The 26,167-nt window shown below is 64.4% G+C and carries 26 protein-coding genes; 4 read left to right on the forward strand and 22 right to left on the reverse strand.

Annotated elements, in window-relative coordinates; all coding sequences use genetic code 11:
- Nucleotides 1-114: 114 nt before the first annotated feature.
- The 7 genes from cheD to ISS97_RS04810 form a co-directional block, all read right to left on the reverse strand.
- On the reverse strand, nucleotides 115-768 hold the full coding sequence (gene cheD, locus ISS97_RS04780) for a chemoreceptor glutamine deamidase CheD (RefSeq protein ID WP_379985928.1): 654 nt from the start codon (nucleotides 766-768) through the stop codon (nucleotides 115-117).
- Nucleotides 765-1,646 carry a CheR family methyltransferase gene (locus tag ISS97_RS04785; protein ID WP_379985929.1) on the reverse strand — a complete coding sequence of 294 codons (882 nt, stop codon included), beginning with the start codon at nucleotides 1,644-1,646 and terminating at the stop codon, nucleotides 765-767. The genes cheD and ISS97_RS04785 overlap by 4 nt, the downstream gene beginning before the upstream one ends.
- A gap of 5 nt (nucleotides 1,647-1,651) precedes the next feature.
- Nucleotides 1,652-3,376 (reverse strand): methyl-accepting chemotaxis protein, encoded by a 1,725-nt coding sequence (locus ISS97_RS04790; RefSeq protein WP_379985930.1) that lies wholly within the window; start codon nucleotides 3,374-3,376, stop codon nucleotides 1,652-1,654.
- Between the two features lie 11 nt (nucleotides 3,377-3,387).
- Nucleotides 3,388-3,915, reverse strand: coding sequence for a chemotaxis protein CheW (locus tag ISS97_RS04795; protein WP_379985931.1), 528 nt, complete (start codon nucleotides 3,913-3,915; stop codon nucleotides 3,388-3,390).
- Nucleotides 3,916-4,600: 685 nt separating this feature from the next.
- Complete coding sequence (locus tag ISS97_RS04800) at nucleotides 4,601-6,559, reverse strand: chemotaxis protein CheA (RefSeq protein ID WP_379985932.1); 1,959 nt, start codon at nucleotides 6,557-6,559, stop codon at nucleotides 4,601-4,603.
- 10 nt (nucleotides 6,560-6,569) lie between these two features.
- Nucleotides 6,570-6,932 carry a response regulator gene (locus ISS97_RS04805; protein ID WP_379985933.1) on the reverse strand — a complete coding sequence of 121 codons (363 nt, stop codon included), beginning with the start codon at nucleotides 6,930-6,932 and terminating at the stop codon, nucleotides 6,570-6,572.
- 11 nt (nucleotides 6,933-6,943) lie between these two features.
- Complete coding sequence (locus ISS97_RS04810) at nucleotides 6,944-7,264, reverse strand: STAS domain-containing protein (RefSeq protein WP_379985934.1); 321 nt, start codon at nucleotides 7,262-7,264, stop codon at nucleotides 6,944-6,946.
- Between the two features lie 679 nt (nucleotides 7,265-7,943).
- Between ISS97_RS04810 and fliK the strand changes: the two genes are divergently transcribed.
- Nucleotides 7,944-9,080, forward strand: coding sequence for a flagellar hook-length control protein FliK (gene fliK, locus ISS97_RS04815; protein WP_379985935.1), 1,137 nt, complete (start codon nucleotides 7,944-7,946; stop codon nucleotides 9,078-9,080).
- A complete protein-coding gene (locus ISS97_RS04820; protein ID WP_379985936.1) occupies nucleotides 9,077-9,343 on the forward strand; it encodes a flagellar biosynthesis protein in 267 nt (88 codons plus the stop codon). Before fliK ends, ISS97_RS04820 begins: the two co-directional genes overlap by 4 nt.
- An 83-nt stretch (nucleotides 9,344-9,426) precedes the next feature.
- Here ISS97_RS04820 and ISS97_RS04825 read toward each other — a convergent pair whose 3' ends face one another.
- The 4 genes from ISS97_RS04825 to cls all read right to left on the reverse strand — a co-directional run bounded on the left by ISS97_RS04825 (nucleotide 9,427) and on the right by cls (nucleotide 13,099).
- A complete protein-coding gene (locus ISS97_RS04825; RefSeq protein ID WP_379985937.1) occupies nucleotides 9,427-9,981 on the reverse strand; it encodes a hypothetical protein in 555 nt (184 codons plus the stop codon).
- A 170-nt stretch (nucleotides 9,982-10,151) separates the two neighbouring features.
- Complete coding sequence (locus ISS97_RS04830) at nucleotides 10,152-10,745, reverse strand: hypothetical protein (RefSeq protein WP_379985938.1); 594 nt, start codon at nucleotides 10,743-10,745, stop codon at nucleotides 10,152-10,154.
- A 239-nt stretch (nucleotides 10,746-10,984) separates the two neighbouring features.
- Nucleotides 10,985-11,317 (reverse strand): hypothetical protein, encoded by a 333-nt coding sequence (locus tag ISS97_RS04835; protein WP_379985939.1) that lies wholly within the window; start codon nucleotides 11,315-11,317, stop codon nucleotides 10,985-10,987.
- A gap of 378 nt (nucleotides 11,318-11,695) precedes the next feature.
- Nucleotides 11,696-13,099 (reverse strand): cardiolipin synthase, encoded by a 1,404-nt coding sequence (cls, locus tag ISS97_RS04840; protein WP_379986166.1) that lies wholly within the window; start codon nucleotides 13,097-13,099, stop codon nucleotides 11,696-11,698.
- A 260-nt stretch (nucleotides 13,100-13,359) separates the two neighbouring features.
- On the opposite strand from cls, the gene ISS97_RS04845 reads away from it, so the two are divergent.
- Together ISS97_RS04845 and ISS97_RS04850 are read left to right on the forward strand one after the other, a co-directional pair.
- Nucleotides 13,360-14,007, forward strand: coding sequence for a dihydrofolate reductase family protein (locus ISS97_RS04845; protein ID WP_379985941.1), 648 nt, complete (start codon nucleotides 13,360-13,362; stop codon nucleotides 14,005-14,007).
- Nucleotides 14,008-14,096: 89 nt separating this feature from the next.
- Nucleotides 14,097-14,606 (forward strand): protease inhibitor I42 family protein, encoded by a 510-nt coding sequence (locus tag ISS97_RS04850; RefSeq protein WP_379985942.1) that lies wholly within the window; start codon nucleotides 14,097-14,099, stop codon nucleotides 14,604-14,606.
- A gap of 457 nt (nucleotides 14,607-15,063) precedes the next feature.
- Here ISS97_RS04850 and ISS97_RS04855 read toward each other — a convergent pair whose 3' ends face one another.
- The 11 genes from ISS97_RS04855 to flhA form a co-directional block, all read right to left on the reverse strand.
- Nucleotides 15,064-15,480, reverse strand: coding sequence for a DUF2802 domain-containing protein (locus tag ISS97_RS04855; RefSeq protein WP_379985943.1), 417 nt, complete (start codon nucleotides 15,478-15,480; stop codon nucleotides 15,064-15,066).
- Entirely contained in the window at nucleotides 15,470-15,946 is a 477-nt protein-coding gene (locus tag ISS97_RS04860; RefSeq protein WP_379985944.1) for a chemotaxis protein CheW, read from the reverse strand. The genes ISS97_RS04855 and ISS97_RS04860 overlap by 11 nt, the downstream gene beginning before the upstream one ends.
- A 30-nt stretch (nucleotides 15,947-15,976) precedes the next feature.
- Entirely contained in the window at nucleotides 15,977-16,969 is a 993-nt protein-coding gene (gene motD, locus ISS97_RS04865) for a flagellar motor protein MotD (protein WP_379985945.1), read from the reverse strand.
- Nucleotides 16,966-17,706, reverse strand: a complete 741-nt coding sequence (locus tag ISS97_RS04870) for a flagellar motor protein (protein ID WP_379985946.1) — start codon at nucleotides 17,704-17,706, stop codon at nucleotides 16,966-16,968. Before ISS97_RS04870 ends, motD begins: the two co-directional genes overlap by 4 nt.
- 1 nt (nucleotide 17,707) lies before the next feature.
- Complete coding sequence (locus tag ISS97_RS04875) at nucleotides 17,708-19,696, reverse strand: chemotaxis protein CheA (protein ID WP_379985947.1); 1,989 nt, start codon at nucleotides 19,694-19,696, stop codon at nucleotides 17,708-17,710.
- A gap of 11 nt (nucleotides 19,697-19,707) precedes the next feature.
- Nucleotides 19,708-20,349, reverse strand: a complete 642-nt coding sequence (locus ISS97_RS04880; RefSeq protein ID WP_379985948.1) for a protein phosphatase CheZ — start codon at nucleotides 20,347-20,349, stop codon at nucleotides 19,708-19,710.
- A complete protein-coding gene (gene cheY / locus ISS97_RS04885) occupies nucleotides 20,346-20,753 on the reverse strand; it encodes a chemotaxis response regulator CheY (RefSeq protein ID WP_090448814.1) in 408 nt (135 codons plus the stop codon). The genes ISS97_RS04880 and cheY overlap by 4 nt, the downstream gene beginning before the upstream one ends.
- A gap of 75 nt (nucleotides 20,754-20,828) precedes the next feature.
- Complete coding sequence (locus ISS97_RS04890) at nucleotides 20,829-21,635, reverse strand: RNA polymerase sigma factor FliA (protein ID WP_379985949.1); 807 nt, start codon at nucleotides 21,633-21,635, stop codon at nucleotides 20,829-20,831.
- Nucleotide 21,636: 1 nt separating this feature from the next.
- Nucleotides 21,637-22,599 carry a MinD/ParA family protein gene (locus ISS97_RS04895; protein ID WP_379985950.1) on the reverse strand — a complete coding sequence of 321 codons (963 nt, stop codon included), beginning with the start codon at nucleotides 22,597-22,599 and terminating at the stop codon, nucleotides 21,637-21,639.
- Nucleotides 22,599-23,837, reverse strand: a complete 1,239-nt coding sequence (flhF, locus tag ISS97_RS04900; RefSeq protein WP_379985951.1) for a flagellar biosynthesis protein FlhF — start codon at nucleotides 23,835-23,837, stop codon at nucleotides 22,599-22,601. Before flhF ends, ISS97_RS04895 begins: the two co-directional genes overlap by 1 nt.
- A gap of 164 nt (nucleotides 23,838-24,001) precedes the next feature.
- On the reverse strand, nucleotides 24,002-26,095 hold the full coding sequence (flhA, locus tag ISS97_RS04905) for a flagellar biosynthesis protein FlhA (RefSeq protein ID WP_379985952.1): 2,094 nt from the start codon (nucleotides 26,093-26,095) through the stop codon (nucleotides 24,002-24,004).
- Nucleotides 26,096-26,167: the final 72 nt, after the last annotated feature.

Genomic DNA, 26,167 nt, shown 5'->3' on the forward strand with positions numbered 1-26,167 from the left:
TTGCATGGGTGGTGGCGGCAGGTATGCATCAAGGCCGGGGAGCGAGGGCGCGGCCACCCATACCGCATGGCAAGTCCCCCTGTAGGGCGCGCCCTCGCTGCCCGGTCCTGGCTCCTAAAACAGCTCCACCTCTCCCTTTATCGGATCGTTTGCCAAACGCTTGAGGTAATTCCGCTCGCCGTCCACCAGCACGCTCGCCTGATGGCCGCGCAACTGGCGCACGCGGACCTTGCCGCTGCGCGGAAAAAACTGCACTTGGCGCGGGTACACATCGCCCACATCGGCCGCGGCCAGCTCCAGCTTCTCGGCCGCCAGATAACGCCGCACGAAGGCGATATTGCGTTCGCCGATGTCGGTCATCTGGGTCAGCACGCGGCCGCCGCCGAACACCTTCACTTCCAGGTCTTCGCGCTTGCCGCCTGCCTTGAGAATCGCGTTGATCAACTGCTCCATGGCATCGTTGCCATAGCGCGCCGCGCGCCCCACCGTGGCCGACCAGCCATCGCGCTCGCCCATCGGCTCCGGCAACATGAAATGGTTCATGCCGCCGATGTTGCGGCGCCGGTCGCGGATGCAGGCCGAGACGCAGGAGCCGAGCACCGTAGCGATCAACTCGTCCTGCATGCTTACGTAAAACTCGCCCGGCAATACCTTGGCGGTCATGCTGCCCTGGGCCGGATCCCAGTAACGGCGTACATGCTCAAAGCCTGGCAGCACGCTCGATTCACCGGCGCCAACGAGGGCGTAACGTGGTCCCGGCGCGTTCATGCCGGACGCTTCCGGTAGACCGTGCGGCCTACCAGGTCGAAGTCGTCGCTGAGCCCGTGCATCGATTCGGAATGGCCGAGGAACAGATATCCTTCCGCCACCAGCTTGCCCGCGTAGCGCCGGAACAGACGCTCCTTGGTCGGCTTGTCGAAATAGATCACCACGTTGCGGCAGAAGATCGCGTCGAACAGACCCGACATCGGCCACTCATGCAACAGATTCAACGGCTGGATCACCACCAGCTCGCGCAAACGCGGATGGATACAGGCCAACCCTTCATAACTGCCCTCGCCGCGCAGGAACCAGCGGCGACGACGCTCCGCACTTACACCGCCGAGCTTGTCGATGCTGTACACGCCTTCGCGCGCACCGGCCAGCGCCTGCGGCGACAGATCGGTGGCAAGGATCTTCGCGTCCACATCCGCGCCATGACGCTCCAACGCCTCGGCCAGCACCATCGCCAGCGCGTACGGCTCTTCGCCGGTGGAACAGCCCGCCGACCAGATGCGCAGCCGATCGCCCTGCCGCCGCTTCTGCTGCAGCCATTGCGGCAGCAAGGTCTGTTCCAGCAAGTCGTAGTGATGCGACTCGCGGAAGAATGACGTGACATTGGTGCTGATCGCGCTGGCCAGATCGCCCAGCTCGCTGTCCGGGTCGCGCCGCAACAGCTCGCAGTAACTGCCAAACTCTTTCAGTCCCAGCGCGCGCAGACGACGCAGCAAACGTCCCTGCACCAACTGCCGCTTCTGGTCGCTCAGCGCGATACCGCAGTGCTGCAACACGAAATCGCGCAGGAAGCGAAAGTCCGCATCGCCGAGCACCGGCCCACCGGTGCCCGCCACGGTCACTTGATTGTCGAAGGTCACCGTGGCGGACATGAGGCTCAGAATTCCTTCCAGACGCCAGCGTCAGCCGTCTCGACCGCTACCCGTGCGGGTCGGGCGACCGGCGCCGCACTGCGCACCGCGGCGAACACTGCTTCCACTTCGGCCGTGGCCGTGTTGGTCGCTTTGCGTGCCGGGGCGGCAGCCGCCGCCGATTCGTCGCCCAGGCGGAAGAAGCCGACCTGACGCGACAGCTCGCCGGCCTGTTCCTGCATAGCGCGGGCCGCCGCAGCCGCCTCTTCCACCAGCGCGGCGTTCTGCTGAGTCATCTCGTCCATCTGGGTGACGGCGTTGTTGACCTGATCGATGCCGGCGGACTGCTCCTGACTGGCGGCAGCGATCTCGGCCACGATGTCCGTCACTTTCTTCACGCTGTCCACGATCTCGGCCAGCGCCTTGCCCGACTGGTCGACCAGCGACGTACCCGTGCGCACCTTCTCGGCACTGTCGGCGATCAGGCCCTTGATCTCCTTCGCCGCACCCGCGCTGCGCTGCGCCAGGTTGCGCACTTCGGTCGCCACCACCGCGAAGCCGCGGCCCTGCTCGCCGGCACGCGCCGCTTCAACGGCCGCATTCAAGGCCAGCAGGTTGGTCTGGAAAGCGATCTCGTCGATCAGGCTGACGATGTCGGAAATCTTGCGGCTCGAATCGTTGATCTCGCGCATCGCGCCGACCGCCTGCGTCACCACCTCGCCGCCGCGCTCCGCCTGTTCGCGGGCACCGCGGGCCAGCTGGTTGGCGTGGCTGGCGTTTTCGGCGTTCTGCTTCACGGTGGAGGTCATCTCCTCCATCGACGATGCGGTTTCTTCCAGGCTGGAAGCCTGTTCCTGCGTACGCTGGCTCAGATCGTCGTTGCCGCGGGCGATCTGCTGCGCCGCCGTGCTCACCGCCGTGGAGCCATGCCGCACTTCGCCGACGATGGCCGACAGGCGGTCGTCCATGGTGCGGAACGCCTGCAGCAGCTGGCCCAGCTCGTCGTTGCGGCGTACCTGGATGTCATGACCCAGCTTGCCTTCGGAAATCGCGTTGGCCACCTGCACCGCATGGTTGAGCGTATTGATGATCGAACGGATCAGCAGCACCGCTGCGACCAGCGCAATCAACAGGCCGGCCAACAGCGAGACCAAGCTGACCGCGCGGATCCACTGATAGCGGCTCAGCTGCTCGTTGAAGATCTGCTTGGCATCCACACGCTGCGCCTCGACCAGCTTGGCCAGCGCGGCCTGGCGCTCCATCAACAACGGGCGCACCTGCATTTCCAGCACATCCGACGCGCCGGCGTCTTTCTGGTTCAGCGCATCCAGCATGTCCTTCTTGGCCTGCGCGTAATCCTCGTCGGTCGAGCGCCACGCCTTGTACTGTTTCTCAACGCTCGCCGTCCTCGGCAGAACCTCGAACTGCTTCTTCATATCAACCATTTCGGATTGATACTTGTCGAACTCACCGATCTTCTGCTTGAGCTGATCCGGCTTGTCGACCACGTTGGCCGCTTCGCCCAGCACGATGAACGACATCAGCGAACGTTGAGTGATGCGGCTGACCAGTTCCGTCGGCACCATCTCCTCGTCATACATCTTGCGCATGCCTTCGTTCTGCATATGCATGGCGCCAAGACCGATGGCCGCGCCACCGATCAACATCAGGCCGAGCAGACCGAGCACGCCGCGCAGGCGGTTGCGGACAGTCAGGGCGGGAAGCTTCAATTTGATAGCAGGCATTTTCATCACGATTCCTGTCAGGCCACGGCCTTCACGTCATTTGCCGCGGGCAGAGCGGCTTCCAGCATCTGCGCATCCTGCGGTTGCAACAGCTTGTCCACGTCCAGCAGCAACACCATCCGCTCGGCGACGGAGGTAAGCCCCTTCAGATATTCGGTATCCACCGTGGTGCCCATGTCCGGCACCGGACGCACCGCATCAGCGGCCACGTCCATCACATCCGACACCCCATCCACCACCACGCCAAACAAGCGCCCGGCGACCGTGACGATCACCGTGACCGTGGTGGCGGTGTATTCCTCCCGCGGCAACCCGAAGCGCAGGCGCAAATCCAGCACCGGCACAATCGCGCCGCGCAGATTCAACACACCCAGCACATACGAAGGCGCCTGAGGAATCCGCGTCACCGGCGTCCACCCGCGAATCTCCCGCACGGCAAGAATGTCCATGCCGTACTCCTCGCGCCCGAGACCGACGATCAGATATTGAGTCGTTACCGCGATATCCGCGGCCGGTGCCTGAGCACCAAACAATGACTGGCTCATGAGTTCTTTCATCTGCGGGAAGGAAACCCGCCCCCTTGGTAGCTATCGGCAGCGGTGAGGCAGGCTTGAGCGGTTGTGTGGGGCCTTAGTGAAAAGAGAGAGCCTCTTCTTCACCGCTCGCCATAAGCCCAAACGCGAAAATGCGAACACCGAACCTCAACGCCACTGGACCCCGGCCTGCGCCGGGGTGACGGCCTTTAGAGGGCGTCTCAAGTACTCACCCCTCCCCAACCCTCCCCTGCGAGCAGGGGAGGGGGCAGAAGCAGAAAGGCGATGCGTCAGCGAGCCCGTAACGGGTCCCCTGTGGAGCGGTGAGGGTTGGACGAAAAGGCCCGAAGGGGAACCGGCATGGATGCCGGTTCCTTTTCGACAGGACATGGATGTCCTGTCGAAAAGCCCGGCCAACCCTCACGAACCCGCAGGCGTAGCCGGAGGGCGCGCAAGAGGGGTGCCTTTTCTTTTGGTTACTTTTCTTTGGGCAAGCAAAGAAAAGTAACTCGGCCTCCGGCAGGAGGACGAAACCCCGCCGCAGGCGGACCCGGTCGCGCTAACGCGACAATCGAAACGCTTCACTACTGGATTCCGGCCTGCGCCGGAATGACGAGGTAGGAGGGAATGTCGCACGACCGCCCCCTCCCCCGCAGGGACTACCTTCGAGTCGCCGAAGGGAGAAGGAGCAAGCGCATCAGGCGGCGCGCCGCCGCCCCTGCTGCCGAATCAACCCAGCCACATCCACAATCAACGCCACCGACCCATCCGCCAAAATCGTCGCCCCCGAAATCCCGGCAACCCGCCGATAATTCGCCTCCAGCGACTTCACCACCGCCTGCTGCTGCCCGATCAACGCATCCACAAACAGCCCCACGCGATGGCCCTCGCCCTCGACCACAATCACCAGCCCCTGCTCGATATCCGCGCGGGAACTGCTGCAACCAAACGCATCGCGCAACCGCACAATCGGCAGCCAGCTATCGCGGAAGCGGAACAACTCGCCGCCCCCCGTCACCGTACGCAAGGCATCGCCGCGCAACTGCACCGACTCCACGATGGAAGCCAGTGGCACGATGTAGTGCTCCTCGCCCACCATCGCGGTCAGCCCATCGATGATCGCCAACGTCAGCGGCAAAGTGATGGTGAACACCGAACCCTGCCCGGCCACGCTGCGAATACCGACGCTGCCGCCCAGATCCACCACATTGCGGCGGACCACATCCATACCTACGCCACGACCGGACAGATCGGTCGTCGTCGCCGCGGTGGAGAAACCCGGCTGGAAGATCAACTCGGCCACCGCCTCGTCGCTCATGCCCTCGGCGCTGTTGATCAACCCGCGCTGCAAGGCCTTGGCGATGATGGCCTCGCGATTGAGGCCCGCACCGTCGTCGCTGATTTCCACCACGATGGAACCGCCGCGATGCGAGGCCTCAAGCCGCAACGTGCCGGTTTCGCCCTTGCCCGCCGCGCGGCGGCGATCCGGCGTTTCCAGACCGTGGTCAATCGCGTTGCGCACCAGATGCACCAACGGATCGCCGATCTTCTCCAGCACCGTCTTGTCCAGCTCGGTCTGTTCACCGATCAGATCCAGCTTCACCTGTTTGCCGAGTTTCTGGCTCAGGTCGCGCACCATGCGCGGAAAGCGGTTGAACACCGAGGCGATCGGCAGCATGCGGATGCCCATCACGCTCTCTTGCAGCAAGCGCGTATGACGCGCGAGCTGCGCCAGGCCCTGCTGCAGCAGCTCAATGCGATTAGCGTCGAAGCCTTCGCGGAAGGTATCGAGCATGGACTGGGTGATCACCAGCTCGCCGACCAAATCGATCAGGCCGTCGATCTTGTCGATGCCTACACGTACCGAACTCGATTCCACGGCCACTTCGCGACTGGCGCGCGGTGCCGTCGCAGCGACCGGTGCGGCAACCGGCGCAGGCTCGGGCGCAGCCTCGACAAGTTCCTCGATCGCCAGATCGCATTCGTCTTCGACCCACTCGAATACCGCAGCAATAGCGGCACGCGTTACCTTGCCGCGCAGCTCGATGGTCCAGCCCACATAGCAATCCGAAGGCTCCAGCGCGGCCAGCGTGGGCAATTGCCCCAGCGCTGGCTCAACCTTCAGTTCGCCGAGTTCCGCCAGCTCGCGGAACATGCGCAACGGCTCATTGCCGCCCGCCAGCATGCCGCGATGCGGCGTGAAACGGATGCGCCACGCCGATGCTCCCGCCTCGGTAAGCTTGGCCGCGCCCGGCTTGGGCGGCGCCTCGCGACCGACGGCGGCGGCAAGCTCCTGGCGCAGTTGTTCGCTATGCGCATCGGCCAGTGCCTCACCCGACTGCGCACGCACGAACATGCCGCGCAGGCAGTCCACCGAGCGCAACAGCAGTTCGACGATGCCGGCATCGATGGCACGGCGGCCATCGCGCAGTTCATCCAGCAGCGACTCCGCCTCATGGGTGAACGCCGCCATGTCCGGAAAACCGAACGTGGCCGCGCCGCCCTTGATCGAGTGCGCCGCGCGGAAAATGCTGTGGACCAGCTCCGTATCGCCGCCACCGTCCAGCGCCAGTAGCGCGGTTTCCATGGCGTCGAGGCCTTCACGGCTCTCGTCGAAGAAGGTCTGATGAAACTGCGCCAGGCTCACCGTGCTCATGAAGGTTTACTCAGCCGAGAACGCGCTTGACGGTGGCCAGCAACTGGTCCGGATCGAACGGCTTCACCAGCCAGCCGGTCGCGCCTGCTGCCTTGCCTTCCATCTTGCGGTCGGTGTGCGACTCGGTGGTCAGCATCAGGATCGGCACGCCTTTGTATTCCGGCATGGTACGCAGCTCGCGCACCATGCTGATGCCGTCCATCACCGGCATGTTCACGTCGGCCAGCACCAGGTCGAAGCGCGAACCCTTGGCCGCATCGACCGCCAGCTGGCCGTTCTCGGCTTCGCTCACATCGTGACCGGCACCGCGCAGGGTGAAAGCCACCATGCCGCGCATCGATGCCGAATCGTCCACTGCAAGAATCTTTGCCATCGTCTACCTCATCAGGCCGGCGTCGACGCCGGCAGTTCCAGTGTGTGTGCCAGGCCCAGCAAGGTGGCGGCGTCGCGCAGCGCGGCACTTGCGCCAGTCCAGGCGACGGCCAGGCCTTTGGATGCCGCGTCGCGGCGGAACACGGCCAACAGTTGCAGGGCTGCAGTGTCGACGCGTTCTACTGCGCTGGCATCGAGCTCGGCGGCGGATGTGGCGAGCGCAGCCTGCAGTTCGGCCTTGACTGCCGGCAGGTCGGCGATGCGGCAATCGGCGGGCAGTGTTACTCGCGTTGTCGCTTCGCTGGCTGGCGTTGGTTTGGCCTTGCTGCCCATCCGGGGGATGCCTGTGTGTTGTTGGTGTACATGGCGGTTATCGGCGGGGTGGGGGTTGGCTTTAGCGCCGGCTGGCGATTTCCTCCATCGTCCCTGGGGAGAAGGTTCGGCCCTAGCGACATCCCCTCCTACTTCGTCATTCCGGCGCAGGCCGGAAGCGCTTCACAACAGCGAAGCTGGTCATCCAGTAGTGGTGCGCTCCGGTTGTCGCGTCTGCGTGCCCTGGCCGCTTATGCAGCGGGCATTTCGGACGCCTGCCGGCGCCCGAGTCACTTTCTCTTTGCTGGCCCACGCACCCGCCGGAGCGGGTGCGAACAGCGCAGCTGGCCCGAAGGGCGGAGGGCATGGATGCCCGGAGTCAAGAGAAAGTAACCAAAGAGAAATGGCCTCAGAGCAGGCGGTGTGCTTCATAGCCACGCCTTTTCCAGTGCCAGACCTCGGGATGGTTTTCTTCGTTTGGCGCTTTGCTCCCTCCCCTGCTCGCAGGGGAGGGTTGGGGAGGGGTGTGGGTGCTCGGGATATCGCTACTATGAAGCGCAGGTAGGAGCGCATCCTGTGCGCGACGCTCTACAACGCAAGATATTAAACAAGCCCCTCAAGTTCCTCCCCCATCTGCCGATGTCTGATTGACACATGGCGACCAGGCGTCAACCGGTTGACGCTATGCCAAGGAGTCCGCTTGATCATCCAGCCAACCAGTCTCGCCGCTTTGACCTGGGCCGGTGCCGCTTCCGGCGCCAGCGCGGAGAGTTGGCGTGTCGGTGCGGTGTTGGCGGCGCGGACGCTTGGTTTTAGCGAACAGATGAAGCTGGTGTTGCAGATTGGCGCGCTGACGGTGGAGGCCGAGCCGCCGGGTACGCAGTTGCCTTCGCAGTTTCAGGTGCGCGTGCTCAGCCTGGGTGCCGAACCGAAGCTGGAGATCTTGGGTACTGCGCCAGTCGATCAGGCGGTGAGCCGTGCGTTACGCGAACGCCTACCGCAGCAGAATGGTTACGCGCCGCTGCTTGCCACGCTTGGCGCACTGGCCCAGCGGCCGTTGCTGCGGCAATTGCCGGCACCGTTGCGCGCCGCGCTCGCTTTGCTCGAGCACAGCATTCGCACGCCGACCGAAATCACGCATGGCTTGGGTCTGCGTGAAGCCATGAAACGCAGCGGCCTGTTTCTCGAATCGCAATTGGCGCAGCCGCAGACCGATCTTGAAATGCTCGGTGAAGATGACTGGAAAGCTGCCCTGCTGCGCCTGGCAAACACGCTTGACCGATCCTCGCCCCCACCACACCCCAACGATCAGGAAACCGCGCCGCCCTTGATCCAGCGCGGCCTGGTCGCGCAACCGCGCGCGCCGATGCCGGAGCCCTTGCAGCCGGGCGATGTGGAAAGCCTGCTGCTGCGCCTGCATGGCGAAGTGCATGCCGCGCTCGCGCGTCTGGAAGTGGCCCAGCTCGAAGCGCATAACGCCGGTGCGTGGATGATCGAGATCCCGTTACAGGGCGAAGGTGGCCAGGACATTCTGCAACTGCAACTGACCCCGAACGCCGACGACCCCGAACACCCCACCGCGTGGACCTTCGGCTTCGCCATCGACCTGCCCCGGCTCGGTCCCGTGCAGGGCGAACTGCAATTGCGGGGGCTGCGTTTGTCCGTACGCTTGTGGGTGCAGCGCGCGGAAAGCGTCGAACGTATCGAGCGCCGCTTTACCGAACTCAGTCAGCAACTCACCGCCAACGGCCTGATCCTCGATCAGCTCACCTGCCAGACCGGCCTGCCCCAGCCGCCCAGCACGCGCAGCGCGGTGTTGCTGAAGGCCACCGCATGACCGCCGCGCTGCCCCCGCCCAGCCGCAAGGTCACGCTCAGCCTCTCCTCCTCCGGGCCGGGCGCCCCTTCGCCGCAACTCAAACCCGAAGCGCTGGAAGAACTGCTCTCTCGCGCACGGTCGATGGGTTTGCCCTTGCACCATGACGCACAAGTCGCCGCGCTGCTCGCCGCATTGCGCTTGCGCGCGGATGTGCCGGGCGAGTTGTATGCCGCGGCGGCAGCCGTGCTTGGATGTGTGTATCGGGCAGCCGAAGAAGGCTGACGCACTGACCGCTTAAAAAAAAGCTCGCCTTATTCGGCGAGCTTTTTTCTATTGATGTGCTGTCCAACGCAGACGCTTGACCGTTACTTCCCGGTACTTGGCGCCGAGCTCGATGCGCCATGCGACGCACCCTGAACATTGGGCATCGATCCATGCTGATACCCGCCGAAGTTCGCCGGCTGGTAACCCCGGTCATTGTTGAAACGCATGTGCCCCATCGGGAACTGATTATTCGGACCCGCCAGCGCGAGACGCCGGCCGTCCAGGTTCACCCAATGCCACTGCCCGATCGGCACCGGCACGGCAGATACATAGGCAAACTGCGCGTCGTAATTGCCTTCCTGGCGCGGCGTGGCCTTTAGCGCCAGATTGATCACGAACTGACTGGCCACCGGCTTGCCGTGGTCATACGCCGGTTTGGTGATCATCTCGTCGAGGTTCTTGTCGAGCAGCCGGCGAACCACGGGCGACAACTCGATCGCCGGAGAGGCGCCGGTGACCTTGCCCTGGGAATTCACCTGCACCAGGACCGGTACGACCTTCGGCGGGAAAGGACTGAGTGAACCACTGGACGCCATGGCGGCGCCGGCGGTGACCGATAAAACGCCCACAAGCACGAATGCATGAAACCGTTTCATAAGATCTCCTTCGACCATGATGGATCAGTGTCCTGAGCCTGTTGCCGATGCTCGGCCCTCACCCTCCGGCGACTGTCCTCCCAGCGTGACCGGCCGTCAACTGAAACCATTGTCATGGGCGGGTGGAACCGCCGTTCACGGCTCGCGGCAGCCGAGAAAGACTGAGCGACCTACAGCACCTCGAACTTACGGACGATCCAGCACAGCTGGTAAGCGACCGCAATCAACGCGTATGAAGCGTGGAACCAGGCTTTGCGTGTCCAGATGGCGACCATGCAGGCGCCGATATGACCCACGCTGCGAAACACGATCTCGTTGCCGAAACTGTCGAAATACAAGTCGCCCTTGATCAACGTGTCGACCATGCCCGCCACAAACACCAGCGCGAGCGTGCCAAAGAACCAGCCGCGCTTGCTGTAGTAGTACTCGCGATAGTGCCCGAAGCGCTCGGCATCACTGGGAATGACAAAGGTGGACACCAGGAACAGCAGCATGGCGTACAACGTGACGAACACATAGAGCAGAAACGTCCAGTCCGCCACACGCGCCAGCCGGTACTCCCACCACCAGAAGCTGATCAGATACACGAAGACAAACCATACCCACAGCATATGCACCCAATACAGCCGGATACGCCTGGGGTTGTCGATAATCCGCGCGATCTGCCCAAGGAGATGGGTCAGACCAAGGCCCACCACGATGCCGAGCACGACCCGTATATGCAGGTATTCGGAGATGCTTGAAATCTCGACAGGATGCATCATGAGCCGACTTCTTATGTCGTAAACGTCCATCGCCATCGGCCTGCTGATAGGGACGGATGCGCAAGGCGAGGCCACTGTTGGCTCAAACCTAATCTTTTTCTCGGCAAATTCAATAAGGCATTTCTCAGTCAAGCCTGCCTTCCAACCATCAAGCGCAGCATTCAATCTCACGCCTGCAGATGAGGCGCACCGTTCCTCACGCGATGCGCCACGAAAGCGATCATGCGAACGCGGGAAAACTACCCATCCAGCTCAAGACTGAGCGACTCGGCGTATTGCGCGAGAAAGAAAACACCCGCAAACAGACCTTCGGTGCATGTCGCCGTGAGCGGCCAATGACCGGGCTCGACCGACACGCTGTTGGCTTGCGCATCGCGAAACGCCTCGCTGTTGGCGAGCAGGCACGTGATGGCGTTGATCGCCATCGCGATGCCACCGAGTTGCGCGGCGCGGCGTTGCTGCGGATGACCCGCGGTGTCCGCCAGATAAAACGGACGGCCGAGTGGGTTGCTGGGATAGCCGTCGGAGGGAACCGACGGGCGTGCGACTACCGTATGATCTGGCGTAGCCATATCAACTCCAAGTCAGTTGGTTTGGTCAGCGGGTCGTGGGAGTTAACGGCTCTCACGGCCCGCGCTTCATAGCATCACTGCCATGGTCAACGACGTAGCTCTCAAAGAGAGAGCGTCAGTGACTTGCCGAACGTACCGAATTGGCGTGAGGGTGTCTGTAGGCATTGGCCGCTTTGACAGCGGGGCCTGAAGGAAACGAAACGTCTACTGCGCTCCACTCGACATCGTTGGCAGCAACGGACATGGGGCTTTCGTATCCACAGCAACCCAACTGAAAGCCTTCAGGCCCACTGTGACTCGATGCCGTAGCTGGGCGACCGCGCATCACGAAGGCGGCGTAACAGCCCATTCACCCCGCTCCACTGCCTGGACACGCCCTCACATAAACGAATCCGCCAACCGCGCAATCCCTTCTCGCCCACGCCGCCACCCAGGCCGCGTCCGCCAGGACTCCAGCGAAAGCACTGTAGCGTCGGCCAGATAACCCGCCTCCACCTCGCGTAAACGCCCCACCACATCGCGGTCATAACAAAGCATCCCGATCTCCGCATTCAACGCAAACGAACGAATGTCGAGATTGATCGATCCGATCAACGCGATGTCGTCATCCACGCTCAAGTGCTTGGCATGCAGAAAATGCGGCCGATACAGCGCTATCTTCACGCCACTGCGCATCAGTTCGTCGTAGTACGACTCTTGCGCCCACGCGGTCAGGCGCTGGTTGTTGCTTTCCGACAGGATCAATTGCACCTCCACGCCCGACAGCGCGGCGATGCGCAGTGCGGCAAGCGTGGCGTCATCCGGTATGAAGTACGGCGTGGTCAGCACCAGCTTGCGCTGCGCGAGATGGATCAGCGCATTGACCGCATCGCGTGCGTTCTCGAAGGGATAGGCCGGGCCGCTAGGCAGCAACTGCGTGGGGACATCGGCATCGCTGACCGAATAGGTGGCCGCCACCTCCAGGCGCTCGCCGGTCTCGATGTACCAGTCGCTGGCAAACACCGCCTGTAGATGCGCGACCTCCGGTCCCTCGATCCGAGCCACCAGTTCGCGATTCGGAAAGCCACGCACAAATGCCGGCGAAGCCAGATTCTGCGAGCCGACATAAGCGGCTTTGTTGTCGAACACCGCGACCTTGCGGTGATTGCGCAGATCCATGCGCCCGCTGCGACGCCAGCGCAGCCCGCCGGGCAGCATGTCATGCACGATCACCCCCGCATCCCGCAAGGGCTGCGCGTAACGACGCAAGCCGGGCTTGGCGCCCACCGCATCCAGCAGCACGCGGCATTGCACACCGCGAGCCACGGCACGCTTCAGCGCGGCGACCACCGCATCGCCTACGGCATCGTCGAACATCAGGTAGTACAGAAGGTGTATGCGCTCGCGCGCCGCATCGATGTCGGCGATCAGCGCACGCAGGGAACCATCGTAGTCATCGAGCAACTGCACGCTGTTGCCATGCGTCGGCATGAAATCGCCCAACCGTTCCACCAGCGGCGCCACTTCGGCCGCCGCCGTGCCGTCCGGCGGCACCCAGCGCAATGCCGTCATCGTGGCCTGCTCCGCCCGGATCACCTCCGATGCATTGGTCTGCCGCCGCACCCGTTCGCGCGACAGCCACGGATGCCCAAACAACAAGTACATCGGCAGCCCCAGCAGCGGCACAAAGCCCACCAGCAACAGCCAGCTGCGCGCCGCCGCCGGCGTAGTGCGCGAGGGAATCCAGAACAGTGCCGCCAGCCGGATCAACCAGTCGATACCCAGCAGCCACGTGCCTTGCATCCAATCGAACGACACTGCCGGCTCCTCCGGGGGCGAATGGGGTGATTCTGCCGGGCGCGGGTGGTAACGGAAAGTTATGCGGCAAACGGCCACTCATCAGCCGCCATCCGGGCGGCACAACCAAACGTGGCCGGCAAAGGGAACTTGCCGCCGTCCCTGGATGAGCGCTAGATAGGCGCCCAGGATAAGAACCGAAGCCTGCTCGTGCGTCCGAACACCCTCCGCCTGTTGGTCTTCCCCAGCTAGAAGCGAGACACACCATGCCAAAACTTCGCGTCCAGAGCTTTGCGGTTTCCCTAGACGGCTACGGCGCCGGGCCAGATCAGGATCTGGAACACCCGCTCGGCGTCGGCGGCCCGGAATTGATGGAGTGGTTCTTTCATTCACGCCTGTGGCGCAACATGCAGGGCGAAGACGGTGGCGAAACCGGCGTCGACAACGCGATGGCCGAACAAGGCTTTGCCAACATCGGCGCCTGGATTCTCGGCCGCAACATGTTCGGCCCGGTGCGCGGCCCCTGGCCAGACGACAGCTGGAAAGGCTGGTGGGGCGACGAGCCGCCCTACCACACGCCCGTCTTCGTACTGACCCACTACCCGCGCGCGCCACTCAAGATGGTGGGAGGCACGGAGTTCCATTTCGTCACCGAAGGCATTCACGCCGCACTGGCGCAAGCCACCGCTGCCGCAGGTAGCCGCGACGTCCGCCTCGGCGGCGGTGCCGCCACCATCCGGCAATACCTGCGCGCCGGCTTGATCGACGAACTGCACCTCGTCATCCGCCCCATCCTGCTCGGCGCCGGCGAGTCGCTATGGGACGGCCTCAATCTGCGCGCCCTGGGCTACGAGTGCACGCGGCACGTCGCTGGCGAACGAGCAATGCATGTCTTTCTGACCAAGCGCGGATAACGCATGCCAACATCGCACCGCACCCTCACCTCAGCATCCAAGTAGGATGCCCTCTGTATTTCCTGGCACGCGGACTTCAAGGAGGTTTTATGTCTACGCGAATCAAGGTATCGATAGCCGGATTACTGATCACCTGCTCAACCTTGACCTGCGCGCTCGCAAGCGCAGCGGACACACCGAAGCGCACGGCAAAACCCGCCGTGGTAGTCACCGAAGCCAATGACCGGCAAGAAGTGACGCTCGATGCAGGACAACTGTTCTGCGTACGCCTTCCGCAGAACCCATCGACCGGGATGTCCTGGTCAATGAACCAGGTCCCAGCAGGCATCCTCAAGCCTCTAGGCGAACCCACCGACCACAGCACCAGCAAGGGAACCGCCATGGTCGGCCAGCCAGGCACCACACAGTGGGCCTTCATCGCCACCGGCGCGAACACCTCTGACGTACAACAAACCCTGCGCTTCGAATACCGCCAGTGGTGGTCCAAGGATTTCGACGCACCGGGCAAGGTGATCTTCTTTCACGTGGTAGTGCACGCAAAGAACCAGTCAAAAATACCCACCACAGCACCCTCAAAAGCAGCCTGCGACGCTGCCTGATCACCACAAGTGCGGGCAACACCCGCGCTGCTCTTGCTTATGCTGTTGCCGTTGCTCTCTGCTCTTGACCTCCGGGTCCCCTGTGGAGCGGTGAGGGTTGGACGAAAAGGCCCCGAAGGGGGCATCGACAGGACGTCGATGCCTTTTCGACACGACATGGATGTCGTGTCGAAAAGCCCGGCCAACCCTCACGGACCCGTAGGCGAAGCCGGAGGGCGCGTAAGAGGGGTGCCCTCTCTTTTGGTTACTTTTCTCTGGGCAAGCAGAGAAAAGTAACTCGGCCTCCGGCAGGAGGACGAAAGCCCGCCGCAGGCGAGCCCGTGCGCGACAACGCGACAACCAAGCGATAACGCTACTGGATCCCTGCCTACGCAGGGATGACGAACGTAGGAAGCGCTATCGCGAGCACCCGCCCCTCACCCCAACCCTCTCCCCGAAGGGGAGAGGGAGCAAAACGTTACTGCTGACGCGACGAAACCATCCCCTCCCGCGCCGCATGCAAGCTCCGCAACAACTCCGCCTCCCCCCGCGACAACCCACAGTGCTCGACCAACTGGTCCGCACCCGCCCCTTCGCTCACGAGGCGACGCGCCACGTCATAACTTGAAACCGCCGGCGCGACAGATGCCACCTCGCGCACACGCACAGGCGAACGCTCCCGCACAGGCTCCGGCACAGGCGCGGCAGGCTTCGCCTCCAGCGTGCGCTGCACCCGCGACAACACCGCCACCAGCATCGACGTCGGCACATCCGTCAGCGCCGCCGCCTCACTCACGGCACGCAACCGCTTCAGCTCCACACGCACCTGCCACAGCACCACACCCTGCCCCACCACCAACAGCGCGAGTGCAGCCACACCCAGTTCAAGCCACATGATCGAGCTCCTCCGGCAGACGGCACATGCGACGCACATCGAGCAGCGCAACGAAACCACCCTGCCATGGCACTACCGCTTTCACCGGATCGTCATCACGTACGGTGCGCCCCGGCGGCGGCGCCAGCGTCTGCTCGCCGACATCCAGCAGATCGCCCACGGCATCCACGCGAAGCCCCACCAGGTTCCCCCCGTGAGAAAGAACGACGATGCGCGCGCGCGAATCATCGACACTGGCCTGACGCGCGAGCCCCAGACGCAGACAACCATCGAGCACCGGCACGATGCGCCCGCGCAGATGGCGGATACCAAGCAGATCGCTCGCGGCACCAGGCACCGGCGTGACCTCGCCATCGCGGATCACTTCGCTGACCTGGGTCAGCGGCGCGGCATAAGCCTGGCCGGCGAGATGAAAGATCAGCCAGCCCCGCTCGGCGGGTGTCATGGCAAGAGGATCCTGATTCATGCGGCCACTCGATATGACATTCAGAAAAAATCAGCCGGCGCCATGCGGCGCATCGACAACGGGCGTCGTGCGCAGCGGTTCGAGCTTGGCCGACACCGGCAGCGTGCCTGGCGGCAAGGATGGTGCGGTTGGAACTTCGCTCTGCGGCGGCGCGGGTGCAGGGGCGCTTTCCACCAGCTGGCCGGCATGCTCCGTATCGCTGGAGAAACGCGCCGGCACATTCTGGTCGCTGAGCACCACCACCAGCACGCGGCGGTTGCGGTTGCGCCCTTCCTGGCTGACGTTGTCGGCCGCAGGTTTGTACTCGCCCCAGCCGATGATGCCGAGCCGGTTCGGGTCCACGCCGTGTTCGGAGAACAGGCGCGCTACGGTAGCGGCGCGTGCGGCGGACAGCTCCCAGTTGGAGGGAAACACCGTGGTGTTGATCGGCACGTCGTCGGTATAGCCCTCGACGCGCAAGGGATTGGGGAACGGCGCAAGGATGCCGGCAATGCTGCGCAGGGTGACGTCGGCCGGTTCGGAAAGCCGCGCCACACCACTCGGAAACAGGATGTCGGTGCGGATCTCGATTTCCAGCCAGCTCTGCGAGCGGCGCACCACCACCAGGCTCTTGTCGATCAGCGGTTGCAAAGCCTTCTGCACCTGATCCTGGATGCGCTGCAGGTTTTCCTGCCCGGTTTCGCGGCTGGCCAGCGAGCCCGACGTCATCTGCGGCTGCAGCGAACGCGTGGCCAGCGGCGGTGCCAGGCGCGGAGCGATCGAAGGCGGCGTAGTGGAGCTGGAACGCTTCGCCGGTACCGGCGCCACCGGCGTCGCATTGTTGCTGTGCACCGGCTGGATCTGTTTGTTGTTGCCGTTGAAGGCTTCGATGATGGATTCCGACATCACGCGGTACTTGCCTTCGTTCACCACCGACACCGCGTACATCACCACGAAGAACGCCAGCAACAAGGTCATCAGGTCGGCATAGGGGATCGCCCATGCTTCGTGATTGATGTGCTCCTCGTGCTTCTTGCGTTTCATGCCAGGTAACCCTGCAGGCGGCTTTCGATCTGGCGCGGATTGTCGCCGCGCGCGATCGAGACCAGGCCCTCGATCAGGATTTCGCGCATCTGTCCCTGCTTGTGAATCATGCCCTTCAGGCGCGAAGCCATCGGCAGCATCAGCAAGTTGGCCAGCGCCACGCCATAGATGGTGGCGACGAATGCAGCCGCGATGCCGTGGCCGAGCTTGCTCGGGTCGGCCAGGTTCTGCATCACCGCCATCAGGCCCATCACCGCACCAATGATGCCCATGGTCGGCGAATAGATACCGGCCTGCTCGAACACCTTGGCGCCCGCCAGATCGACGTGCTCGCGCGTTTCCTGCTCCACTTCGAGCACGCCGCGGATGGCTTCCGGCTCGCTGCCGTCGACCAGCAGCTGCAGGCCCTTGCGTATAAAACCGTCCTGCTCCGAATCGATCTGCGGCTCCAGGCCGAGCAGGCCCTGACGGCGCGAAATTTCGCTCCAGCCGATCACGCGGCTGATCAGATCGTCAGGCTGGTGGCGCGGCGGCTTGTAGACCATCGGCAGCATGCCGATCGCATGCTTGAGCACCTTGCCCTGCGTCTGTACCAGCAGCGCCGCAATGGTGCCCATGAACACGATCACGAAGGCAGCCGGGTTCCACAGGGCCTCGATGCTCGAACCCTTGAGGATGGTGCCGACGATGATGACCACGAAGGCCAGGATCGTTCCAATGAGACTCACCAGATCCATGTCAGACCAACGCTCCTGAAGAAGAATGCTTTACCGGGGCCGATGCCGGTGCGGTCAGCAACAGACCGCCATCGCCCACCAGCCCGGCCAGATCGAGCACCAGCGCCAGCCGGCCATCGCCGGTAACGGTGGCGCCCGCCACGCCAGGCACGCCGGCAAACAGCGGCCCCAACGGCTTGACCATCACGTCCTCGCGACCGATCACCGCATGCACCAGGCAGCCCATGCGCTGATGGCCGATATGCAGCACCACCACATGACGGCCAGCGGTATCGGCCGCACCGCTCCACGCCGAGAGATCGCCCAGCGGCAACGCACGATCACGATGCGAAGCCACCAGGGAACCGTCGAGCAGACGATCCTGCCCCTGCGCGAGCTCGAACACCTCGTCCACATTGCTCAGCGGCATCGCGAACAGACGCTCGCCCACGCGTACCATCAGCACACGCAGGATAGCCAGCGTCAGCGGCACGGTGAGTTCCAGCTCGCTGCCCTGGCCGAGCTTCGAGCGCACCTGCAAGGTGCCGCCGAGTTCGGCCACGCGGGTCTTCACCACATCCATGCCGACGCCGCGGCCGGAGATGTCGGAGACGGTGCTGGCGGTGCTGAAGCCGGGGCGGAAAATCAGTTCAAGGCATTCGGTCTCGCTCAAGCGCTCGGCCTGGGCCTGATCGATCACGCCTTTTTCCACCGCCTTGCGGCGGAGGATGTCCGGATTCATGCCGCGGCCGTCGTCGGACACCACGATCACGATGCGCTCGCCGCGCTGGCTCGCCGCAAGACGCACGCGCCCCTTGCGCGACTTGCCGGCACGCTCGCGTTCTTCCGGTGTCTCCAGACCGTGATCGACCGCATTGCGCAGCAGATGCACCAGCGGATCGGCCAGCGATTCGACCAGGCTGCGGTCGAGATCGGTATCCTCGCCTTCCTGCACCAGCTCGATCTCTTTGCCAAGCTGGCGCGCGAGATCGCGCACGATGCGCGGGAAGCGCTGGAACAAGCGGCCGACCGGCTGCATGCGCATGCCGAGTACGGCACCCTGCAATTCGTCGGCGACGCGATCCAGATCGCCGGTGGCGACATTCAGCGGCTCGTCGCCGCTGCTGGCGGCGAGACTCATCAAACGATTGCGCACCAGCACCAGTTCGCCGGCGCGATTGACCAGCGCGTCGAGACGTGTGGTGTCGACGCGCACGGTGGCTTCCGGCGCCGGAGCGCTTTTTGCCGCTGCCTTCGGCGCCGCAGGTGCCGGTGCGGCGACAGCCGATGCCGGTTGTCCCGCTACCGTTTGGCCTGGCACCCCGCCCCTGCCATGCAGGCTGTCGAGCAAGGCTTCAAATTCGTTGTCGTCAATGCTGTTCGACGATGCCGGTGCGGCACCCGGCGACACACCCTTGCCATGCAGGTTGTCCAGCAAGGCTTCGAACTCGTCGTCATCGATGCTGCCCGATGTTGCGGGGGCCGGCGCCGCGCCTGGCGAGCCGCCCTTGCCGTACAGGCTGTCGAGCAGAGCCTCGAATTCGCTGTCGTCGATGGTGCCGCCACCTTCCGTGTCGGCTTGCGGCTCCGGCTCCGGCTTCGGCGGTGGTGCGGGAGCGGCGGCGCGTTGCACCGTCGGCTGCAAACGTTTCAATAGCTGCGCAGGCGCGGGCGGCAACTCGCTGGACGAAGCCAGCGCCGCCATCATGTCGTTGAGCAGGTCGAGCGCTTCCAGCAGCGCGTCCATCTGCGCCGAGTCGAGCACGAAAGCGCCATTGCGTGCTTCGTTGAGCAGGTCCTCGGCGTGATGGCACAACTGCACCATCGGATCGACCCCGAGAAACCCGGCGCCACCCTTGACGGTATGGAACGCGCGGAACACCGCGTTGAGCAGTTCCGCGTCACGCGGCGACGCTTCCAGATCGACCAGTTGTTCGCCCAGGCGCTGCACCAACTCCCCGGCCTCGACCAGGAAGTCGTCGCGCAGCTCACTGTCCAACGTCGGATCCATGCGCGGGCCGCTCAGAAACCGAATTCGCTGAGCAGGCGGTCGGCCTCGTCCTGGCTCGACACCTTGGCCGCGGCCACCGGCGCCTCGCCGCCCGCCAGTGCGCCGGTGAGGCGAACCAGTTCGAGCAGAGACGACTCCACGCTGCCGATGAAGGTGGCAACCTTCTTGATGCGCTGGCCGGAGAGATCCTGCCAGGACTGCGCCATCACCATATCGGACAGACCTTCGCGGCACTGCATGGCGAAATCGCGTGCCTGATGCGCAAGCACCGCGGCCGGCTGACCCGCCTCGCTCCACTCCAGCACTTCGCCGGCATTGTTCTCCAGCGCTTCGGCCTGCGGACGCATGCGCTCGGCGAAATCGATGCTGCGATGCGCCGCCTTGGAACTCATTTCCAGTACGTCGTGCAGATTCTGGCGCGCATCGGCGACGCTGTCGGGCACACCTTCCTGCGCCAGTTCGCCACCAAGGCGGCGTACGGCTTCGTGCAGATCGCGCGCCAGCAGGCCGAGCGCGCGGAACAGATGCTGTTCGCGCTGGCGCACCATGGTATCCAGCGCCTGCTCGAAGGCCGGGCCTTCCGGGCTATGCAGCAGTTGCTGCAATTCCGGCGGCAGGCCACTGCTCAACGTGGAGGTCATCACTGCGCTCATGCGCTTGCTCCTTGTGCGGCAAGCCGCTCGAAAATCTTGTCGAGCTTTTCCTTCAGCGTGGCCGCGGTGAAGGGCTTGACGATGTAACCATTCACACCGGCCTGAGCGGCGGCAATGATCTGGTCGCGATTGTTCTCGGCGGTAACCATCAGCACCGGCAGCCCTTTCAGGGCCGGCTCGGCGCGGATCGCGCGCAGCAGGTCGATGCCGGTCATGTTGGGCATGTTCCAGTCGGTGACGACCATGTCGAACGGCATCTTCTTGAGCATGTCGATCGCATTCACGCCGTCGTCCGCCTCCTGGATCAGCGGGTTGCTGAAACCCAGCTCGACCAGCAGGTTGCGCACGATGCGCCGCATGGTGGAGAAGTCGTCGACCACCAGGATTTTCATGTTCTTGTCCAACGGGAAACTCCGGAAGTCCTTGTGGGGGTAGAGAAAGAGCGGGAACGGGGGATGGGGAAACAGGGAACAGCGGCTTTAGCGTTGGGAGGGTGGGGTGGCTTTCGCCTCGCGACGACGCCCTCCGTTCCCCGTTCCCCGCTCCCCGTTCCCCGCCTCATCCCGCCAACCCGTCATGCGCGCCTTCAACCGGATCAGCGCCTGCCCATGGATCTGGCACACACGCGATTCGGTCACGCCGAGCACGGCGCCGATCTCTTTCAGGTTCAGCTCCTGCTCGTAGTACAGCGACATCACCAACTGTTCGCGTTCGGGCAGGCCGCCGATCGCGTCGACCAGGGCGTGGCGCATGCCCTCCTGTTCGATACGGTCCTGCGGACCCAGCCCTTCCTGGTCGGCCACGTCGAGCGCGGCGCCATCGTCGTCGTCCTCCGGCGCGGAGAGACTGAGCAGGCGCGCGCTGGCGGCGTCCGCCAGGATCTGGTGGTACTCCTGCACACTGATGCCCATGCGCCGGATGACTTCGGCGTCGGCGGCATCGGCGCCGGTTTCGTTCTCGATCTGCCGCACCACTTCGGTCACTTCGCGCAACTTGCGATGCACCGAGCGGGGCGTCCAATCGGTCTTGCGCAACTCGTCGAGCATCGCGCCGCGGATGCGGATGCCCGCATACGTCTCGAAGCTCGCCAGCCGGTCGGTGGCGTAATTTCGCGCCGCTTCCAACAGACCGATCATGCCGGCCTGCACCAGGTCATCCACATCCACGCTCGGCGGCAGCCGGCCCATCAGGTGATAGGCGATACGGCGCACCAGAGGCGCATGCCGGCGCACCATTTCCTCTGTGCTTTCGCGTTGCAGTTGTAGGTATTCGGAAGCCACGCTCATCTCACCACCCCTTACCGACGCCATCCGGTGCGGCCCGACCACCGAAAAAGGCAATCCGGTCACGGCCCGATCTCTGGGGTTCCCCCCATGTATCGACCACACCCGCCATTTGCTTGAATCCCCGCGACGCACGACTGGCCGGCCATAAATCCACCACAGCGCTCTGGCGCCGGATGGCCTGCCGCAAATGTTCGTCGTAGGGCACCGTGCCCATGAAATCGAGCGCCACGTCGAGAAAGCGGTCGCATACGCGCGCGAGCTTTTCATAGAGCTGCCGCGCCTCGCCGGCGTGACGCACCATGTTCGCCACCACGTGGAAGCGGCGCACGCGGAAGTCGCGGCTGAGCACCTTGGTCAGCGCATACGCATCCGTCAGCGAGGCGGGCTCGTCGCACACCACCAGCACCACGTCATCGGCGGCGGCGGCGAACATCACCACGTTGTCGGACACGCCGGCCGCGGTATCCACCAGCAGGTACTCCGGCGGATCGGGCAGTTCGTCGAAGGCGCGGATCACTGCCGCGTGCTCGCGCGTGTCGAGCTGAGCCAGCCGACGCGCGCCGGAACCGGCGGGAATCACTTTCAGACCGTGCGGTGCCGGCAGCATCAGTTCTTTCAGGCTGCAGGTACCGTCGAGCAGATGGCCGATGTGTCGCGCCGGACTCAGGCCGAGCAGTACATCGAGATTGGCCAGGCCCATGTCGGCGTCGAGCAGCATGGTGTCGTGCCCCGCCATGGACAACGCCATGCCCAGATTCACCGCCACCGTGGATTTGCCTACGCCGCCCTTGCCGCCCGCGATGGTGATCGCGCGGCAACGGCGCGGCGGCGCGACGGGCATGTCATCCGACGCCGGATTCACCACCGGCGCTTCCGCGCCTGGCAATGAGGTCAGCGCCGAGAACATGTTCTTCAGGCCCCAAGCCTGATTCATCGCAAACGAGTTCATGGCTAAGGTGCTCATCAAGCGTTCGCCAGGGCGAGACCGAAACGCTCGGCCATATGACTGTCATCGATCGCCGGAGCATTGCCCTTCAGCACCTGCGCCGCGCGGCACACCAGCACGCGCGCATCGGCGGCGGTGATGTCTTCCGGCACGCGCTGGCCATCGGTGGTGTAGTCCAGCGGCAGGCGGTGGCGGATCAGCGCCGACAATGCACCGCCGAGGCTGGGCGCCTCGTCCAGCTTGGTCAGGATGCAGGCTTGCGGATGCTGCGGCATATACGCGCGCACCATGTCGTCGATGGCCTGCGCCTGCGCGTTCGCGGCCAGCACCAGGCAGGTGCGCACTTCACCGGCGCTGCGCAGCAGTTCCATTTGTTGTTGCAGGCGCGGATCGCTGCCGGCGACGCCGGCGGTATCCACCAGCACCACGCGACGACCGCGCAACACATCCAGCACTTCACGCAGGCTTTCCGCGTCATGCGCGGGGAACACACGCACGCCGAGCAGGCGTCCGTAATGTTCCAGCTGCGCGGCGGCGCCGATGCGGTAGTTGTCGGTACTCACCAGCGCCACCTGCGATGCGCCGTGGCGGAGCACTGCACGCGCCGCCAGCTTGGCGATGGTGGTGGTCTTGCCCACGCCGGTGGGTCCGACCAGCGCAGTCACGCCGCCGTGCGCAGCGATGTCATGGCCGGTGATGCTCAGGCTGCGACTCAGCACGCCCAGCGGCAGATAGCGCGCCTGATCCGCGCTGAGCTGATCGGGCAATTCTTCGGCGAGCTTGCGTGCCACATCCGCCTCGATGCCGAGCCGCGCCATGTCGCGCAGTACGCGGCCGCGTAGTGGATGACGGCGCTGCATATCGTTCCAGGCCAGGCTGGCCATCTGCGATTCCAGCAGTTCGCGCAGGCTGCCCAGTTCGGCGCGCATGCGCGCGGTGTCCAGCGCGGCCTGCTCGATCACCGGATGCAAGGCGGGCGGTTCGTTGACTGCCACAACCGCGGGCGCCGGTGACTTCGTGGTTGGCGCCGCCGTGGTTCCGGCAGCGGCGGGCTTGATGCGTGTCTCCGCCGGCAACGGCTCGCCGGAGCGCGCGGCTTCGCGCACCAGGGCTTCGTCGTAATCGACCGCGGCAATGATTTCCACGCCATCGTCGAGTCGGCGCGTGGAAAGAATCACCGCATCCGGGCCCTGCTCTTCGCGTACTTCGCGCATCGCCTGGCGCATGTCGGGGGCCACGAAACGCTTGATCTTCATGGAGTGCTCCGAGGGGCGGGGAACGGAAAATGGGAAACAGGGAACAAAAGCGGCACCGCGGGCCACCCCTGGCATTTGGACGTCCGATCAACGCAAAGCACCGCAACCACGCGCGGCCAGCCCCCGTTCCCCGTTCCCCATTCCCAGTTCCCCATCGTCATCACCTATCGCCCCAGCGCCTGCACCAATCGCACCCGACGGTTGTCAGGCACTTCGTTGTAGGCCAGTACGTGCAGGTTCTGTGCCACGTGGCGAGTGAAGCGCGCGAGCCATGTGCGCAGCTGCGGCGCGACCAGCAACACGGCCGGTTCGCCGCTCATTTCCTGGCGGCGCGCGGCGTCGGCGACGCTCGATTGCAGGCGGTCGGCGAGACCCGGCTCCACCGCCGCGCCCGCCACACCGCCGTTTCCGAGCGAGGTGAGCAGGATCTGCTCCAGGTCCGGCGCCAGCGTGATGACCGGAATCTCCGTGCCCAGCCCGGCGATCTCCTGCACGATCTGGCGGCCCAGTGCGACGCGCACGGCGGCGGTAAGCGCGCCGGGATCCTGACTCTGGCCCGCGTGTTCCGCCAAGGATTCGACGATGCTGCGCATGTTGCGGATCGGCACCCGCTCGGCCAGCAGGTTCTGCAGCACCTTGACCACCACGCCCAGCGACATGCGCTTGGGCACCAGGTCTTCCACCAGCTTTGGCGCGACACCGGCGAGGCGGTCCAGCAGCTGCTGCACGTCCTGGTGGCTGAGCAGTTCGTGCGCGTGGCCTTGCAGGATGTGAGAAAGATGCGTGGCGACCACGGTGGCCGGATCGACCACGGTGTAACCCAGCGCCTGCGCGTTCTCGCGCTGGCCGTTCTCGATCCACACCGCTTCCAGACCGAAGGCCGGATCCTGTGTGGCGATACCTTGCAGCGGACCATGCACGCGGCCGGGATTGATCGCCAGCAGGCGTTCGTTATGCACCTCGGCTTCGCCCATCGGCACGCCCATCAGAGTGATGCGATAGGTGTTGGGCCCCAGGTCCAGGTTGTCGCGGATATGCACCGCCGGCACCAGAAAGCCCAGCTCCTGCGACAGCTTGCGACGCACCGACTTGATGCGCCCCATCAGCTCGCCGCCCTGGTTCTTGTCGACCAGCGGAATCAGGCGATAACCCACTTCCAGCCCTACCGGATCGACGCCGGCCACATCTTCCCAACCCAGCTCCACCCGCTCTGCCGGCGGCGCCGCGGGTGCCGGCTCGGCGGCTTCTTCCGCGAGCTTGGCGCGCGTGTCGCGCTCGCGCTTGATCATCATCCACGCCGCGCCACCGCAGGCCGCGCCCAGCAGCAGGAACGCAATGTTCGGCATGCCGGGCACCAGGCCCATCACACCCAGCACCACGCCCGCCACGGCCAGCGCCTTCGGCTGCGCGAACACCTGCGCCACCAACTGCTGGCCCATATCCTGCGAACGCGTGGCACGGGTGACGATCACCGCCGTGGCGATCGACAACATCAGCGCCGGCACCTGCGCCACCAGGCCGTCGCCGATGGTGAGCAAGGTATAGGTCTTGGCCGCATCGCCGGCCGACAGACCGTGCTGCATCACACCGACGAAAAAGCCGCCAACGATATTGATCAGCAGAATCAGGATGCCGGCCGTGGCGTCACCGCGCACAAACTTGGAGGCACCATCCATCGAACCGTAGAAATCCGCTTCCTCGCGCACTTCCTGGCGGCGCTCACGCGCCTGCTCCTGCGTAAGCAAACCCGCATTGAGGTCGGCATCGATCGCCATCTGCTTGCCGGGCATCGCATCCAGGGTGAAGCGCGCCGTCACTTCCGACACGCGGGTCGCACCCTTGGTCACCACCACGAAGTTGATGATGGTTAGGATCGCGAACACCACCAGACCCACGGCAAAGTTGCCGCCGATCACGAACTCACCAAAGGCTTCGATCACCTTGCCTGCCGCGCCGGGACCGTTGTGTCCGTGCAGCAGCACCACGCGCGTGGAAGCGATATTCAACGCCAGGCGCAGCAGCGTCGCCATCAGCACCACGGTGGGGAACGCGGCGAACTCCAGCGGCCGCATCACATAAATCACCGCCAGCAGGATTACCAGCGACAGCGCGATGTTGAAGCTGAAAAGCATGTCCAGCAGGAACGGCGGCAGCGGCAACATCATCATCGCCAGCATCGCCAGCATGATCACCGGCGCACCCGCACCGCGGCGGCTCACCTGTTTGAATGTGTCGAATACGCTGCTGGCGACGGCCATGGGTCAGTTACCTTCCGGAAAAAACAAACTCCCTCCCCTGCTTGCGACGCGCAAGCTAGTCCCTGTGGGACA

It is taken from the genome of Dyella koreensis (genome assembly GCF_044904565.1).
In the GTDB taxonomy this organism is placed as follows: Bacteria; Pseudomonadota; Gammaproteobacteria; order Xanthomonadales; family Rhodanobacteraceae; genus Dyella_D; species Dyella_D koreensis.